Origin of the sequence: Pseudomonas sp. Pse79 (genome assembly GCF_024519615.1) — a bacterium.
In the GTDB taxonomy this organism is placed as follows: Bacteria; Pseudomonadota; Gammaproteobacteria; order Pseudomonadales; family Pseudomonadaceae; genus Aquipseudomonas; species Aquipseudomonas veronii.
Genome location: NZ_JALJRR010000001.1, coordinates 468,135 through 484,927, shown reverse-complemented (window position 1 = coordinate 484,927; position 16,793 = coordinate 468,135). Strand labels below are relative to the sequence as shown.

The window sequence follows — 16,793 nt, the reverse complement described above, 5'->3', positions numbered from 1 at the left end:
CTGCATATTAACTGGCAAAGTGCCCTGAGCGTAGGGTGGGGATCGGTTTTCTGCCTGGTTTTGACTGTTGTTTAACTAACTGGGTGCCCGATTTAATTAGGCCCAGTTTAATGCTGATAGCCTCACGATGCTGAATTGACATCATGCTTCAGCTTTGGCCTACTCAGTCGCTCGTTGATTTACTACGCAGCAAGCACGTGCGCCAAGGCCCTGAAAGGAGCCCGTCGATATATCGATCCGACTGTGCCGTCGCCGCCTATAAAAAATGGAGTGCCGAATATGGATTTTCAGAAGCAGGCGCAGGAATACTACGGCAGAGCTCCCCTCATCATCCTAGGCAGTGGCGCATCGGCTGCTCATGGCATGTCCGGAATGTGGGCGCTTGCTAACCACCTAGTAGTGCATACCGATATTTCAGGTTTATCCGAAGCAGAAATTGAGGTATGGGCAAAATTCTGCCAGGTTCTAACAGACGGCGTCGATCTGGAATCGGCACTGCATAAGGTGGCTGTGACCGAAGAGCTGACGTCCAGAATTATCAAAGCAACATGGTCACTCATCAACGCTGAAGACATTCAAATTTTCAACGATAGCCTTCAGAACCAGGCAATGTTTCCGTTGAGCCGACTGCTGCGCCACATGTTCAAAAGCAGCCTCGCCAAATTAAATATCGTCACTACGAATTACGACAGGCTTGCCGAATATGCCTGTGATCAGGAACGACTCCACCACTACACCGGATTCACGCACGGATTTTTCCGGCAACTGGCTGCGCCGAATGAGATAGATTCTGCCCGGAGGGTCAATATCTGGAAGGTTCACGGTTCGCTGGACTGGTTTAAATCGCCGCTGGAAGACATCGTGGCTCTTTCAAATATTCAGGGGATACCTGTCAATTACAAGCCGGAAATCGTAACGCCGGGCACGCAGAAATACCAAACCACGCATTTAGAGCCATACCGCTCAATCATCAACAACGCTGACCAAGCGATAACGGCGGCTAACTCTTACCTGTGCATTGGCTACGGCTTCAATGACGAGCACATTCAACCCAAGCTCATGGTGAAGTGCCTGCGTCAGAATACCCCGATCACGATCATTACCTATAAGCTTTCAGAGGCTGCCAAGAAGCTCATCCTTGACGGCAAGGCACAGAATTACCTGGCAATAGAACGGGGAGCGACAGACGACCAGTCCATCGTCTACTCCTCTTTGGATGAGACTCCGGTGACCGTTGAAAAAAACATCTGGAGTCTTGGGGGTTACCTGTCACTCATCATGTAGGAAGAAGAGATGCCGATTTTTAACTTTAAGGATGAAGACGCGCTTGGGAAGGTTGCTTCCGTCGACACGACTAACGTGATCGTGGACGTGGGAAATGTAGACCAGCTTAAGCGGCTGCAAGTCAACCATCTGGCCGTGCTCCAAAGCAGCAGGCCAGGACAGCACCTCATCGGCCTCATTACCCAGGTGACCCGCAAACGCGGCATCGAGGACATCGTGGGCGATGGCATCAGTGATCAGACATCAGAACTGAACCTGTGCAAAATCGCCCTGATCGGCACGATGCTGGATCGTGACGGCAGCAGAGAAAACGTCTTCCGCCGCACCCTGGAAAGCGTTCCGGAAATCGACGCGAATTGCTTTTCGCTGGAAGGCGAAAACCTCACTAACTTTATGCGCACGCTCTCCAGCGTTTCAGCTGATGGTAACGCCCTGACGCTGGGCAAATACACGCTGGACGAACATGCCGTTGCCTACCTCAACGGGAACAAGTTTTTCCAGCGCCATGCCTTTATCGGCGGCAGCACCGGGTCAGGAAAATCCTGGACCACAGCCAAGATCATTGAGCAGATGGCGGGGCTCTCTACGGCGAACGCCATTGTTTTTGATCTTCATGGTGAATACTCGCCATTGGTGGGCCCAGGCATTCAACACTTCAAAGTGGCCGGTCCCGCAGATGTTGAGGCTAAGCGCACCATTGATGACGGTGTGCTTTACCTGCCTTACTGGCTGCTTTCGTATGAAGCTCTCGTGTCCATGTTCGTTGACCGCAGCGACCAGAATGCGCCCAACCAGGCCATGATCATGGCGCGTGAGATCAACCAAGCGAAACAAAATTACCTAGAAGATGGTGGCCAGACAGATGTACTGAAGCACTTCACCGTCGACAGCCCGGTCCCCTTCAACCTCGATTTTCTCATGGGCAGGTTGAATGACATCAACGTAGAGATGGTTCCTGGCGCTCGTGGTGAAAAACAAGGCGATTTCAACGGAAAGCTTTCCCGCATGATCTCGCGTCTTGAGAACAAAATTTCTGATCGGCGCCTTGGCTTCATGTTCAGTGGCGGTGGAGACGTTCTGGACTTTTCCTGGCTCGAAAAATTCACCACCGCCGTGCTCGGCAGCTCCGGAGAAAATGGCAAAGCCGGTATCAAGATCATCAATTTTTCCGAAGTGCCATCGGACGTTCTTCCGCTGATCGTTTCCCTTGTTGCGCGGGTCACGTTCTCCGTCCAGCAGTGGACGCCATCCGAGCTGCGTCATCCGATTGCGCTTCTGTGTGACGAAGCGCATCTTTACATGCCCCAACGAAACATGGCGGAGTCCGTCGACGATATCTCCCTGGATATTTTCGAGCGCATCGCCAAGGAAGGCCGCAAGTACGGTGTCAGCCTGGTGGTGATAAGCCAGCGTCCGTCCGAAGTGAATAAAACGATGCTCAGTCAATGCAGCAACTTCGTTTCCATGAGGCTAACCAACGCCGAGGATCAGGGCGTTATCAAACGACTTCTTCCCGATAGCCTCGGGGGGTTCAGCGATATTCTGCCGACCCTAGATACCGGCGAGGCCCTGGTTGTCGGCGATGCGAGCCTGCTGCCGAGCAGGATCAGAATCGACGAGCCCAAAAACAAGCCGAATAGCGGCACTGTGAATTTTTGGGATGAATGGCAAAAGCCGGTCAAAGACAAGCGTCTATCGATAGCAGTAGATAACTGGCGTAAGCAAAACATCCAGTAATTGCGTCGCGGCTACCTCAAGGACGCAATGCCCTTGATTCCATCTTTCGGCAGACGTTCGCCACCGAGACCTGGGCATTGCGGTGTTTCTGATTTGTCCGGTCACGGTGGCCCTATTGAATACCTCGCGGTACTGCGCGCGATATTCGCTTTCAATTTCTGCGTCCTGCTCAAAATCGCCAGCAATTCATTTTCACACTCCGCCACTACCCGACCCTCAATACGCTGGTTCAACACGAGCACGGCTTGCAGCACAGTACAGGCACAGATGTTATGAATTTTGTGACGGCCTAGCGAGCGCCCGTTGATCAGTCGAAGCGTTCTGGACCATCATTATTGAGATACCCGCCAAGAGTTTGGCAAACAACGCATTCGGGAATGTATTTTGGATTTTTCAAGTCAGGAGCACTCGTACAAATTAGCGGATAGTTCTCAAGACCATGAAGAGCTGCCCCAAGAATGGCCCGATCATCTACACGCAAAGGCGACGGTCAAGCCAGTCGAACGAGTGTTTTATCGAGGCGAGTTTCTGCTCGATTTCGCCAGGATGCCGGCGGCTTCTTTCGAACAGTTCTGTTGGTCGCTGCTGACCAAGGAGCAATCGCTGCATGGCTGTCAAAGGCTCGGTAAAAATGGAGCCGAGCAGGGCGGTATTGATCTTTTTGCTTATGATGAACGCTTTATCGACAAGCTTAATGTCTATGAGTGCAAGGCTTGGAAGAAATTCGACTCCAAACGACTAACCGAGGCAATTGATCGATTTCTTCACGGTCGGTGGAAGAAAGATGCTCGGTCATTTACGCTTATTTTGGCACAAGAGGACCTTGGCGAGCCTCTGGCAAGGCGTTGGGACATCGAAAGAAAACGCTTACGGCAATCTGGAATTGAAGGTGAACTTTGGACGGCTCACCATCTGACACAGAAAATCCAATCTTATCCAGATCTGCTTTCAAAGTTTTTTCCAGGGGCGCATGTCGAGACGTTCGGCAATTTGTGGATGGAACGTAGCGGGTTTCTCGATGCTGTCTCAAAAGCAGTCTTCGATCCCAGGGAGCGAGTCGCACAGAAGGCGAGAGAGTTCATTGAAAAATCGGGTAGGCTACTCGACAGCATTTCGGGTGGCAGTAACCTACCGGCTGGATCGACACTAAATTCCGCCCATCAAATGACAGGGGCGTTGCCTTTTTCCATAGACGCGTTCCGGAAAGTCAGTCATACCGATCGGCATTGGTTTTATAGTGGGCCATGGTTCTCAGTTAGTGTGTTCCTACCAGACCAAATATCCTCCAAAGCATCCGCCGCTTTTGACTTCCACCAGGAAGATTTAAAGGGAGTCACGATTACGGTGAGCCACGATTGGCTCCTGAAGTGCTTTCTTTTTCAAGCAGGTGCGCTCCTGTCGAGCAAAGCTCGTACATTCATCGTTGGAAAGATGCCAGGCCCGCCCAACCAGTACCTGATCGACCTACCTAATTGCCGGCTGACTCTCGAAGAAGAAATCGTCCAAGAACTAGCAGATGTATCTGATCTTTTAACCATGGTCATGCGCGATTCGCTAAAGGCCATGGAAAGCAATTGGTCAGCTGTAGACTTTCCATTTTTTGACTGGGGTGGGTCGCATAGAGTTGTCATTGCTTCCATACGTGAGGATGTCTGGAGAGAGATCGGACGATTCACCGAGGAACACGATTATGCGAATGGCTCTACACCTTGGCACATATTCGACGGTCATGCGGAGTTTCTTAAGCCGTGCCATGAGTCTGCTACTGCAGAATTCGACGCAGGCTATCACTGCTTAATTAGCGCTTTAAAAGAGGAGGGGGCAACGTCCGGTAACAGGGTTAAGCTACTATGGGCGCCGGATGATCTCACGCACAGATCCCCTTCGTCGAAAGGGTGGTGGCCCTGTGAATTCACTTTACGCTGGTTGAATGAAACGTTGCTTCCGGAGATAAAGCAGCGCGTATTTAGGCGTGAATTTGGCTCGTGGTGGAAACGATTTCTGCATTCCAAACAAGCAAAGGAGTTCTCGAGGCACCTAGATAATATCTTCGTCGCACGGGATGCTCGGGAGCCATCACTTCTAAATCATGGTCGTTGGAACACTGACATAGTGCGTGGAGTAGAAGCCTTACAGTATTTCTTTACATCTGCTTCGATCGGGGCTGCAGGGCCCTACATTTGCAACCAAGATGTGGAAAATCTATACAGGGCCATCGCCATCATCGCGGTTCAAAAGCGCGGCTTTCCAGGATATGTGGCTTCCTCCTTAAGCTTAGACGGTCGCCCGGACGACCATGCCCAGCTCATTGAAATGATTCATCATTATATCGATTCTGGGCGTGTTGTTTCTAACTGCCATGCCGTCGATTATGCATTTCGGGCGATGCTCGAATTGCTCGATGAATCCGACTTCTGTGGTAGTACTAATGATCAAGAAACAATTATGAACTGGCTTCTCCCGTTCGCACGCTTGCGAGACGATGGCCTACTAGTCAGCCGTCACACTAGACGGACTTGAACCTGCCCCGATAACCAAGAGGGAGCTTGAGCCCGTCAGTTGGCACGCGGACTATTGGCACCAACTGCGGTAGATTTGGTCCTCAACGTTGGCAATCCACTGTACGGGGCAGACGCCGACGATTGACACGGTAGCGCTGTTTTTCAAAGATGGCAGAAATCGTACTTTCGCCTATCGTGCGAACTCTGGTGGGGGAATGCGTTGACGGCGCGATGCAGCAGGTTTTTTCATCACTTCTTTCAAACGCTGAGCAGGCGCTTCTAACTCAGACGGCGACGCAAGGCTAACAGCAAGCATTAACGCATCACGGCGTTTCTGCTTGCCTTCCAAAATCTCAGAGAGGCTATTTTCCGGCTGAACTGGGTGCTCCATCGCTGCTGACCTCGATCTTCGGATCAAATTGGATGCTAGCACAAGCCTTACAACCCACAGTCTTCCTGAACGAGCCCCATGAAAGACAGGACACCGTTTCCCCCTTACGATAAGGGATAGGCAAACGGGTATGTTTATGACTAACAGCAACGATAAGGGTGGTGAGCTGCTCGGCCAGGAACGCCGACGCCGCTGGAGCACCGACCAGAAGCTGGCCATGGTTCGCGAGAGTCTTGAGCCGGGACAAAGCGTGTCCGTGGTGGCCCGACGCAACGGCATCAACGCCAATCAGCTGTTCCTGTGGCGCAAGCTGTACCAGGACGGAAGTCTGTCGGCGGTCAGTGCTGGCGAAGCCGTTGTACCGGCGTCGGAACTGACCGATGCGCTCAAGCAGATCCGCGAATTGCAGCGGATGCTGGGCAAGAAGACGATGGAAGCCGAAGTCCTAAAAGAGGCCGTGGAGATTGCCCGGTCGCGAAAATGGATTGCGCACTCACCCTTGTTGCCGGGGGACGACCAGTGAAACTGGTCAGCAAATGTCTCGGTGTGTCGCGCTCGCAACTAACGGTTCGAATCAAGCAATCGGTATCGCCCAAAGTACGGCGACGTCGGCTCGTGAACGATACGGAATTGGTCGCTGAGATCAAGCAGCAAGTCAGCGAGCTACCAAGCTATGGCTACCGCCGCGTTTGGGGCTTGTTACGCCGCGAACGTGAAACCCGGTCGCGGCCACCGATCAACGTAAAGCGGGTCTATCGCGTCATGCGCGACCACAATCTGTTGCTGGAACGACGCATCAAGCAACCTGGCGTGCAACGCCGGCATGAAGGCCGCATCGCCGTTCAAACCAGCGACACTCGTTGGTGCTCGGACGGCTTCGAGTTCCGCTGTGACGATGGTGCGAAGTTGAGTGTAACTTTTGCTCTGGACTGCTGTGACCGAGAAGCCATCGGCTGGGTCGCCAGCCCAACAGGCTACAGCGGTGATGACATCCGAGACTTGATGTTGGAAAGCGTGGAGAAGCGTTTTGGCGATCAACTGCCAAGCACGCCGGTGCAGTGGCTGAGCGATAACGGCTCGGCTTATATCGCCGAGCAGACGCGTCTGTTTGCTCGCCAGATCGGCTTACAGCCGGTAACTACACCGGTGCGAAGCCCCCAGAGCAACGGTATGGCAGAGAGCTTCGTGAAGACGATCAAGCGTGATTACGTTGCGCATATGCCCAAACCGGATCGAGAAACGGCGCTGCGCAATCTGACGATTGCCTTCGAGCATTACAACGAGCAGCATCCGCACAGCGCGCTGAAATATCGGTCACCAAGAGAGTTTAGGCGCTTGGCAGCAGCATCAATTTAACGGGGAGTTGGTGTCCGGTTTGATAGGGGCAAGTCCACTTCCGTTGATCCCCTTTGCTTATGAAACGTGATCCATAAGATGTTCATTGCATCTCGCTTGGCAGTTCCGTTCGAATTCGGGAAAACAGTTCGTCGAGGGTGATCGGATTGTCCTGAAGCAGATAACAGCCTACGAGGATGGTCAGCGGATGAACGTCCATTACAGATGCTAGCTCGTCTACCTTCTCGATCGTAGGGCTCTTCAGACCGCGCTCTAGGGTGCTGAGATAGGTACGACTACTGACGTCGGAGAAATCTTCCTGGGAAAGCTTCCTCTCCGATCTCAGCTTTTTCAGGGCCGCGCCAAATGCCTGTTTCAGTTCCATATTGCCGACCTCGCAAAAGGAACGATGAAGCCTTCGCGAGCTCTATAGGGCTACAATCTATAGTGTTCACTTTTGGGATGGCGCTATGTTCATCACTCACAAACCAGCAGAGATTTTCCTCAGCGCGTACCTGGGTGATGACTCTATCCAGTACTGGCAGTACGTTGAGCAGACCACTCATTGTCCCTGGTTTTACGTCAGAGTGGGTCGACAACAAGGCGGTGAAGCGTTGACTAGCATGGTTATGCTTCCCAGCATTTCAGCGCTTGAGAAGCTACTTAACGAACAGGGAGCAGACATCTGGCTGTTGGATGCGCAGTTGGTTTCACCGGCTTATCTGAACGGAAGTGATGGGTGGAAGATGGAGAGGCTGTTATGACGAGGCTCGCTCGGCGTTATGGCGATTGGCCGACTCTGCTAGATAACGACTTGCATAACGTCGTGGCATGGTCGAGGCATCGGACCAGCCACAGACCCGCCGGAGTTCATCCGTAGCCCGCTCCAAATCATAACCGCGTGTTTCGACCAGATAGGCCAGGAAACGGTCTGCGAAGGTATGGCGAAAGTCATGCGCAGAGAGTGTAGGCAACAACCCTGGATGAGCCAGTTCAATGGTCAGAAATAGCCGATCGAGGACGTTAGACAGTGCGCGAATCGACAACGGGCGGCCTCGGTCAGAGATGAACAAATAGCGATACAGCAATTTCATCGGTTTTCCGTCACGCAGTGGGCGTCGCTCGCGCTGGATATAGCGCTCGTAGACCTCATACAACTGTGTGGAGATACCTACGGTCCGCCCGTGTGTTTTCAGTGCAGGCTCTTCAGCGCGCGGATCTTCTGGGTCATGTTCGCGGTCATTGATGCTGAGATAAGCATGCTGAGAACCCTGATTGATATCCGTGGCGTAGAGCTTCAGAAGCTCTCCACGGCGGATACCAGTCTCCAGCATCAATTCAATCATTAGCCAATTGCGCAACCGCAGTCGTTCCGGAAACGGATTCTCCACAGCGCCCGGTATAATCAATGTGCGAATGATCTGGAGTTGCGGATCTGTCAGGCTGCGGTAACGAGCGCGGTCGGGACGAACATTGATGATATGGCTCTCAAAGCGTCGTTCTATGACGTCAGCGACATCTGCAAATACCGCCTCAATGTTAGCCTGGATGGTCGAGCCCTGACGGGCGCGCGGGATGTAACGGGTGACACACCAGGAAAGATACCGCTTCAGCAACCGCAGGTACTGGTCACGGGTGCGCGGATCAATCTGTGGAAAAGGTGCCGTTGTAGCTTTGCCGATTCGGGCGACAAGATTATCGGCTTGACGGCCGCTTTGGAGCCAGATGGCGTAACCGTCTAATAAAGACAGAATCGCCTCAAAGTGGCAGGCCAAGATGGCCTCATCGATATCCAGATCTCGGCTTTTGGCATAGGCGTAGAAAGCCTGGATCGCACGTAGGTGCGCTGCAGCAGTGTTGCAAGCGCAGTACCTTAGCTTGAGTTGGACGTAGATGAACGGAACGAGCTTGGGCAACGGCGCCGCATCTCCGGTCTGCACGAGCAGCGGTACACGCTGACCAGAAGCGTAACGGCACTGAATCAGCTTCATCGGCAGCCACCTCATACAATGGTTCACCATGAACACAACGTACATGGCCCGTTGAGAGAGTGGACGTCAGAAGCGGGATTGTCGAATCAGGGCTTTAGGCTGCTCATGAACATATTTAACATAGCACCTCGTTTAACATAATATACATTATGCGTAGCAGTAGATTCTGACTTTGGGTGGGTGGTACGCTTCTTTTAGAACCAGTGGCGTCTGTTGATGTGTTCGCTGCAATACACACATCTTCTCGCTACGTTCGCATCTGCTGCAATCCAATCCATCAAGGTTCCATCCATGGGCACGTCAGTCGTACCGAGTTGTTTGTTTGCTGCGATTGATGCGGTTTATCTGCCGGCTGGCTTGAAATGCTCAGAAGATATTTCTCCTGACGTTGAGGCTAGAGAGTATGGCGGTTGTCGATTCATGCTGGGTACTCGCCAGGTTGTGTTCCGTGTCGCCAAAACCACGCCGACCAAGATTGGTCAGTTCGTGACGCTGTGGAAACGACCCTGTGCAACGAGTGTGATTACTCCGCTGGATAGCAACGATAATATCGACTTCGTTGTGATCCACGCGACTGGCACCGAACAAAGTGGTCAGTTTGTATTTGACCGTGCAACGTTGCTGTCCCATGGCGTGATGTCCATAAATGGCGTCGGTGGCAAGCGTGCTTTACGTGTGTATCCGCCCTGGAGCCGACCTATTGCCAAGCAAGCGTTACAGACTCAGCGGTGGCAACTCCAGCATTTCGTGACAGTTGAACCCTCAGACCAGACTTCGTTACAGCACATAAAATCGTTGTTCAGGTCCTCGTTAAAGTGAGCGTATACCCTACTCCAGCCCCCTCTCTCATGACTGCTAGTTATAACTCAACTAAATAGTCATTTAGTTGAGTTATTTATATACTCCTTCCCTCCTCCCTCTCTACAACTAAGAAAGGTCTGAAGTAGCCAGAAATTTACGCGTAAGTTTCAACTTTCGCCTTTTGCAAACCCGAATAACATCCGTGGCGAGTCCACTAGCAGCGCACGCATAAGCTCCGTCGAGCACTCCAGTGCTTGAAGTTGATCGATCACCGTATCGAAACCGACGCCTTCTTCATGTTGCGTGTGCGGCCAGTCGCTGCCCCACACCAAACGGCGACGGCCGAAGCTCTGCTCCAGCAGCGGTAACGCCATCCGGGCAAACTCGAGGTTCTGTTGTGGCGTACCTTCCAGTCGATAGATACCGGACACCTTCATCCACACTTGCCCGCTCAGCCCCAGTTCCAGCACCTCGGAATAACCTGGCTGATCAAGGCCAAAACGCGCGTCCGGACGCCCCAAGTGATCGATGACGAGTTTGATCCCAAACGGCATCAGCTGACGAATCAGTTTCGGTAAATCCTCCACCTGGCGGTGCAACTCCACGTGCCAGTCCAGTTCAGCGATGTGGCCGAAGAAGTCCTTCCAGGTAGCGTCGTGAAAGTCAGGCAAGGCTTTGCCCATGAGGTTCAAGCGAATGCCGACCACGCCCAGCCGAGCCATGTCGTTCAACATGACGCGGCTGACACCTCGCTCCAGCACCACTACCCCTCGCAATCGTTCCGGCACCTGCCTCAGCGCCGCCAGCAGGTAGTTATTGTCGGTGCCGAGAAAACTCGGCTGCACCAATACACCATGACTCAGACCATGGGTTTGCAAGTGCTTCAGATACTGCGCAAGTGTGGCGTCGTAGCCAGGGGTATAGCGTCGTGCAGCGGCCAGGTTCAGCTCGCGGCTGAACACATGAGCGTGGGAGTCGATGCCGGTGATCGGCGCAGGACAGGTATCAGGCATGGATTTCATCTATCGAAGGTAATGGTCATCAGGCCCGGGCGGTCTCGTTGCCGTCGACCGTGGTTTGCACCGGTGCAGTCGAGGCCTCAAGACTGCGCCCACGGGTTTCCGGCAGGCAAAGTGCCGCGATCACCGCCACACCGTAGGCGACCCCTGCGTCGATGCCAATTGCAGCCCCCAAGGACATGGAGTCGCTCATGTGGCCGACCAGGAACGGGAACACCGCGGAAAGCACTCGACCAAAGTTGTAGCAGAAACCGACACCGGCGCCGCGCACGTCCGCTGGATACAACTCGTTGAACAGCGCACCAAGACTCGCCGGAATGCCAGCCGCGAAGAAGCCGAGCGGAAACCCCAGGAACAGCATCTGGGTATTGGTCAGCGGCAGGAACACATAGCACTGCACGGTGACGACACAGCACAACGCAAACAACACGATGTTTTTGCGACGGCCAATACGGTCGATCAAAAATCCGCTGACCACACAGCCACACCAGAAGGCGAAGATAATCACCGCGAGGTAGCCGCCAGAGTTCAGCACCGACAGGTTGCGCTCTGTCTTGAGGAACGTCGGCAGCCAGGTCATCACTGCGTGGTAGCCGCCGTGCGCGCCGAGGCCCAACAGACCACCGAACAGCGTCACGCGGATGAGTTCAGGGCGGAAAATGCCGGCCAGGGATTTGAAGAAACTTTGCGGGATGGCGTTTTCTTTTTGCAGGCGCTGGAAGCTGTCGGGCTCCTCGACGTTGCGACGTACCCAGATGATCAGGAACGACGGCAGCAATCCGACCAGGAACATCACACGCCAGGCCATGTCCTGCGGTACAAAGGAGTAAATCAGCGTAAACACCCCGACCGCCAGGCCCCAACCTACGGCCCAGGCGCTTTGCACCGTTCCCATGACCTTGCCGCGATATTGAGGGTTGATTGTCTCAGCCATCAGCACTGCGCCGGCAGCCCATTCGCCACCGATGCCAAAACCCTGGAGCGCTTTGACGATCAAGAGCTGATTGAATCCCGTCACGAACGCGGACAGAAAGGTGAAGACCGAGAACCACAAAATCATCCACTGAAGTGTGCGTACCCGGCCGTAGCGGTCGGACAACGTCCCCCCTACCCAGCCACCAATGGCTGAAGTGACCAGGGTGACACCACTGATCAGCCCCGCGTCGCCCTTGGTCAGGGCGAACGCGGCGATCAACGCCGGAATCGCCAGGCCGAACATTTGTACCTCCAGCGCGTCGAGCGACCATCCGCCGAAGCAGGCCCAAAACGTCTTGCGCTCCCGAGGAGTGACTTGGCGATACCAGCTAAACATGATTCTTATCCTTATAGGTGGAACGTGAGGCAGCCGAGAGCGAACCGCGCCGCTACGAGGCCAGTCAGAACAAACAAAACGATCAAACCAGCGGCGACCGACTCGCCGCTGAACGAAACGCTACCCAGGCACGGGTCAGCGAATATCCACGCGGTAACGGAAGTGCTCGGCATGCCCGCGAGAACGACGCCACTCCAGCGGTGTGCCGGCGTAATCACGCGCCAGCCTCTCGATCACCACCACCGGGCTGTTGACCGGGACTTGCAGCAATCGCGCGTGCACGTCATTCACCGATTCAGCGGTCAGCGTTTCTTCGGCCGAGGCGACGACCTGACCGCAGACCTCTTCATAGATCGGATACAACAGCGGCCCTTTGCTACTCAGGTCGATCTCCAGCAGCGGCTGAAAGCGGTTGCGGGGCAACCAGATTTCTTCGGCGAGCACCGGCTGAACATCGAGCAGACGCACACGAACAATGCGGATCACCGGCGCGTCGAGTGGCAGCCCCAACGCCTGGGCCACCGCCGAGGGCGCGGTCACCGGTTCGATCGACAGGATGCGACTCTCTGGCACCCGGCGCTCGCCGGCAGCGGTTTGAAAACGGAAGAATCGGAACAGCGAAGATTGGAACTGAGGCCGGCGAATGAAAGTGCCTCGACCTTGCTGACGTTCCAGGATACCTTCACTGACCAATGCATCGACCGCTTTGCGCACGGTGCCAGTAGACAGTTGGTATTCCGCTGAAAGCGCAGCTTCGGTGGGAATCGCTTCCCCCGGACGCCAGCGATTGTTGGCGATCTGTTCAGCCAAATGGTCACGCAGGCGTTGGTAAAGCGGCAGGCGAACATCACTGGAAAGAGCATTCATCGACTTTATTCACCTTGTTATCTAGTCATATATATGAATATAGAGGTGAGTATTTCCCCATACAGCTTGGCTGTCAATAAGGGTCAAAACATTTTGCTGACGAATGGCGGGGCCAAGCCGTAGCCAATCTGCGTCAGTTCGACTCGGAAATCCTCACCGTTGTCTCCCCTGCCCCCCCCCCGCAAATCTTGTCCATCAACGCTTGAGCCACACCGCTGCCCTGCTCAAGGATTTTGAGGGCGGCACTGATCGCGGATCACCACAACGGCTACTGACGCATTGCCAGGATCGCTGACAACCGCGCAGTCAATTTTGTGTCTCATCGCCGCACCTTCACCCAAGCCATGAGCAACGCCGAGGACAGTACGCCGACGGTCATGAAAATATAGGCCGCTCCGGGGTTGCCGGTAAGGCCAATCAGGTAGCCGACAATCCATGAGCCCACAAAGGCACCTAATGCCCCGCAAGCGTTGATCAAACCAATTGCGCCACCGAAAACATTGGAGGGCAGAATTTCCGGGATCAGCGCAAAAAATGGTCCATAAGGCGCGTACAAAGCCGCCCCGGCGATGCTCAGCAAAGCAAACGACAACCAGAAATGGCTCGGGCCAAGCAAGTAGGAGCAGAAAAATGCCAGCGCACCCAGCGCCAGAAGCGGCCAGACAAAATGTTTACGCTGCTGGGATTTATCTGACATCCAAGACACCGCAAGCATGGCGGCCACGGCCGCGACATAAGGCACAGCGCTCAACCAGCCTACCGTGACAATATCCGTAGCCGCGGCTTGTTTGATGATCGTCGGCAGCCACATGATGAATCCGTAGACCCCGACGCTCCACAGCGCGTGGACGCAGCACAGTTGGATCACCACCGGGCTGGTAAACGCCTGGCGGTAATTACGCACCACCTTCATGCCTTTCTGTTCGTTTGCCAGTGTCGCGGCCAGCTGGTTTTTTTCCTGCTGAGTCAGCCAGTCGACCTGCTCGGGCTTGTCCCGCGCCAGCCGCCACCAGATGAACGCCCACAACACTGCTGGCGCGCCTTCAATCACGAACATCTCGCGCCAGCCCCACGCGTGAATCAAATAGCCCGAGACCACCGACATCCAAAGTACGGTGACCGGATTGCCGAGAACCAGAAACGTATTGGCACGCGAGCGTTCCTTGCGGGTGAACCAGTTACTGATGAAAATCAGCATGGCGGGCATCACTGCGGCCTCGACGATGCCCAGCGACACCCTGATCACCATCAACATCGGAATATTGGTCACCAGCCCCGTGGCCATCGCGCAGATGCCCCACAAGATCAGGCTCCAGAACACCAATTTGCGCACACTGTATTTCTGCGCGTAGATAGCGCCCGGAACCTGAAAGAAAAAGTAGCCCAGAAAGAACAGGGCCCCGATCAACGAGGACATGCTTTTGGTGATACCCAGGTCCTGCTCGATGCCCGCGGCACTGGCAAAGCCATAATTGGCGCGATCCAGATACGCGAGGCTGTAGGTAATGAAAATTAGCGGAATCAGATACCGCCAACGCTTGGGTGCGAAGCTTTTGGTTTTGACGTGTTGACGATTTTCGTCGGTAGCCTGCCCGGCAATATCGACCAGCGACGCTACCTGCTCTTTGAGGTTGCTCATGGATGTCCCCTGTTATTGTTGTTGTTTGCGGCGGGAGTAACATTCAAACGACGCTTGTCAGGCCTCCGTCGACGAAGATCGTTTGGCCGTTGATGAAGTCCGAGGCAGCGGATGCGAGAAATACGGCGGCACCACACAACTCCTCGACGCGCCCCCAACGGCCCGCGGGCGTGCGTTTGCACAGCCATTGGGAAAATTCCGGATTGTCTACCAGCGCCTGGTTCATCTGCGTCGCGAAATAGCCAGGTGCCAACCCATTGGCCTGAATACCGTGGCACGCCCATTCGGCGCACATGCCCTTGGTGAGCATCTTCACGGCACCTTTCGACGCCGCATAAGGAGCGATCGTCGGCCGGGCCAATTCGCTCTGAACCGAGCAGATATTGATGATCTTGCCGCGACGCCGGGCAATCATGTGCCGGGCGACTGCCTGGGACACATGGAAGACGCCGTCTAGATTGACCCGCATCAATTCGTGCCAATCGTTCGCGGCAAAATCTTCCAGCGGTGCCCGCCGCTGAATGCCGGCATTGTTCACCAGGATATCGATGGCTCCGGTCTGCGCCTCAAAGCTATTGATCACTTCGAAAACCTGAGCCTGATCGGTGACATCAAACACCGCGATCTCTGTGCTTACACCCTCGTCACGCAATTGACTTGCGATGAGTTTCGCTCTGTCACTATTACGATCATTGATCACCACAGTGGCGCCCGCAGCTCCCAAGCCTCTGGCCAGTTCAAGCCCGATGCCTTTGCCCGAACCGGTGATCAGGGCCCTGCGCCCGTTAAGCTGGAAGCTACTGGTATTGAATGACATGCTGTTCTCCACAAATGGCCATTTGTTTTTTTCGGCCTTGCCGTCACTTCATCGCAGCCCAGCGGTCACGTCCAATCGTCATTAATGATATCGTGATCAAAATTCATGATAAGCGCGAAACAGCCCCTGAAAGCTCGGAGTATTCAGATGGAAATCAAACATTTGAGAGCATTTGTGACCTTGGCTCAGGAGCTTCACTTCGGTCGAGCCGCGCAGCAACTGTCGATCGTTCAACCGGCGCTGAGCATGCAGATCAAGTTGCTCGAGGAAGAACTGGGGGTGCGCCTGTTCGAGCGCAGTCGGCACTCGGTCGCTTTGACCGAAGTGGGACTGATTTTCCTACCAGAGGCGCGCGCGACCTTGCATCAAGCGGCCCATGCAGCGGACGTGGCCAGGGCGTCAGGGCGCGGTGAAATAGGTCGCGTGCGTTTAGGTTTCGTCTCCTCGGTATTACCCGAATTGCTGCCCACCTTGATCCGCTCACTGCATCAACGATTCCCGCGGATTGAACTGGAACTCAAGGACATGCCGGGCCCGGATCAGACAGCGGCGCTGAAAAATGGCCAGCTCGATTTCGGCTTGATGCGTTTGCCGGCCGTGGCCCCGGGCATTCAAACCCTGGAAGTGCTACGGGAGACCTTCATAGTGGCTTTGCACGGCGATCATCCTCTGGCTGTGTGCGGCACGCTGCACCCCACAGCGCTGGCAAACGTACCCGTTTTCGTCCTCGGCAGACGCTATGCACCCGGATTTTACGATGGCCTAATGCATGCCGTGAGCACCCACGGCGCGCAGCTGGAAATAGCATCGGAACTCGGCGAGTTCACCACCATGCTCGCGCTGGTTTCCGCCGGGCTCGGCGTCGGGTTACTGCCGGCTCGTGCCGGGCGTGCCCTGCCCGCCAACGTGATGTCCAAGCCCCTGGAGTTGGGCGATTACCGGGCAACGACCGGCCTTGCCTGGGTTGATCTGGACAGTCCGGTGAAGAACACCGTATTCAACCTGGTGAACGAGCTGTTGGCTGACCCCGCTGCCGAGCGTTTTCGCTAGCGAAAACAGCGGTTGCTCGCGCCGCGCCGCAGGCAAGTGCGCAAACTCC

The 16,793-nt window shown here is 54.7% G+C and carries 15 protein-coding genes; 7 read left to right on the top strand and 8 right to left on the bottom strand.

The genetic code is table 11. From position 1 onward, the window contains the following. The first annotated feature begins 279 nt into the window (after positions 1–279). The 3 genes from NR164_RS02165 (at position 280) to NR164_RS02155 (ending at position 5,541) form a co-directional block, all read left to right on the top strand. Entirely contained in the window at positions 280–1,284 is a 1,005-nt protein-coding gene (locus NR164_RS02165; protein WP_256822207.1) for an SIR2 family protein, read from the top strand. A 9-nt stretch (positions 1,285–1,293) separates the two neighbouring features. Then, positions 1,294–3,021, top strand: coding sequence for an ATP-binding protein (locus NR164_RS02160; RefSeq protein WP_256822206.1), 1,728 nt, complete (start codon positions 1,294–1,296; stop codon positions 3,019–3,021). 384 nt (positions 3,022–3,405) lie between these two features. Further along, positions 3,406–5,541 carry a hypothetical protein gene (locus NR164_RS02155; protein WP_256822205.1) on the top strand — a complete coding sequence of 712 codons (2,136 nt, stop codon included), beginning with the start codon at positions 3,406–3,408 and terminating at the stop codon, positions 5,539–5,541. Positions 5,542–5,712: 171 nt separating this feature from the next. Here NR164_RS02155 and NR164_RS02150 read toward each other — a convergent pair whose 3' ends face one another. Further along, a complete protein-coding gene (locus NR164_RS02150; protein ID WP_256822204.1) occupies positions 5,713–5,913 on the bottom strand; it encodes a hypothetical protein in 201 nt (66 codons plus the stop codon). A gap of 136 nt (positions 5,914–6,049) precedes the next feature. On the opposite strand from NR164_RS02150, the gene NR164_RS02145 reads away from it, so the two are divergent. Further along, positions 6,050–7,269 (top strand): IS3 family transposase gene (locus NR164_RS02145; protein WP_227778763.1). Its coding sequence is split into 2 segments (ribosomal slippage): positions 6,050–6,395 and positions 6,395–7,269, totalling 1,221 coding nucleotides; the frame shifts between segments, so codons are not numbered across the junction. Positions 7,270–7,351: 82 nt separating this feature from the next. Here NR164_RS02145 and NR164_RS02140 read toward each other — a convergent pair. Continuing rightward, entirely contained in the window at positions 7,352–7,633 is a 282-nt protein-coding gene (locus NR164_RS02140; RefSeq protein ID WP_256822203.1) for a helix-turn-helix domain-containing protein, read from the bottom strand. An 85-nt stretch (positions 7,634–7,718) separates the two neighbouring features. On the opposite strand from NR164_RS02140, the gene NR164_RS02135 reads away from it, so the two are divergent. Beyond that, positions 7,719–8,012 (top strand): hypothetical protein, encoded by a 294-nt coding sequence (locus NR164_RS02135; protein WP_256822202.1) that lies wholly within the window; start codon positions 7,719–7,721, stop codon positions 8,010–8,012. On the opposite strand, the gene NR164_RS02130 is transcribed toward NR164_RS02135, so the two are convergent. Beyond that, a complete protein-coding gene (locus NR164_RS02130) occupies positions 8,007–9,239 on the bottom strand; it encodes a site-specific integrase (RefSeq protein ID WP_256822201.1) in 1,233 nt (410 codons plus the stop codon). The genes NR164_RS02135 and NR164_RS02130 overlap by 6 nt on opposite strands. Positions 9,240–9,530: 291 nt before the next feature. On the opposite strand from NR164_RS02130, the gene NR164_RS02125 reads away from it, so the two are divergent. Then, the gene (locus tag NR164_RS02125) at positions 9,531–10,058 is read left to right on the top strand and encodes a MepB family protein (protein ID WP_079443858.1); all 528 of its coding nucleotides are present in this window, start codon (positions 9,531–9,533) and stop codon (positions 10,056–10,058) included. A gap of 149 nt (positions 10,059–10,207) precedes the next feature. On the opposite strand, the gene NR164_RS02120 is transcribed toward NR164_RS02125, so the two are convergent. From NR164_RS02120 to NR164_RS02100, 5 genes are all read right to left on the bottom strand, one after another. Next, complete coding sequence (locus NR164_RS02120; RefSeq protein ID WP_256822200.1) at positions 10,208–11,053, bottom strand: amidohydrolase; 846 nt, start codon at positions 11,051–11,053, stop codon at positions 10,208–10,210. Between the two features lie 28 nt (positions 11,054–11,081). Then, positions 11,082–12,371 (bottom strand): MFS transporter, encoded by a 1,290-nt coding sequence (locus tag NR164_RS02115; protein ID WP_256822199.1) that lies wholly within the window; start codon positions 12,369–12,371, stop codon positions 11,082–11,084. Between the two features lie 135 nt (positions 12,372–12,506). Continuing rightward, positions 12,507–13,238 (bottom strand): GntR family transcriptional regulator, encoded by a 732-nt coding sequence (locus NR164_RS02110; RefSeq protein ID WP_079443860.1) that lies wholly within the window; start codon positions 13,236–13,238, stop codon positions 12,507–12,509. A gap of 319 nt (positions 13,239–13,557) precedes the next feature. Next, a complete protein-coding gene (locus NR164_RS02105; RefSeq protein ID WP_256822198.1) occupies positions 13,558–14,877 on the bottom strand; it encodes an MFS transporter in 1,320 nt (439 codons plus the stop codon). A 43-nt stretch (positions 14,878–14,920) separates the two neighbouring features. Next, positions 14,921–15,694: an SDR family NAD(P)-dependent oxidoreductase gene (locus NR164_RS02100; protein WP_079443861.1), complete on the bottom strand. Its 774-nt coding sequence runs from the start codon at positions 15,692–15,694 to the stop codon at positions 14,921–14,923. Between the two features lie 147 nt (positions 15,695–15,841). On the opposite strand from NR164_RS02100, the gene NR164_RS02095 reads away from it, so the two are divergent. After that, positions 15,842–16,744 carry a LysR family transcriptional regulator gene (locus tag NR164_RS02095; RefSeq protein ID WP_046383487.1) on the top strand — a complete coding sequence of 301 codons (903 nt, stop codon included), beginning with the start codon at positions 15,842–15,844 and terminating at the stop codon, positions 16,742–16,744. Positions 16,745–16,793 lie beyond the last annotated feature (49 nt).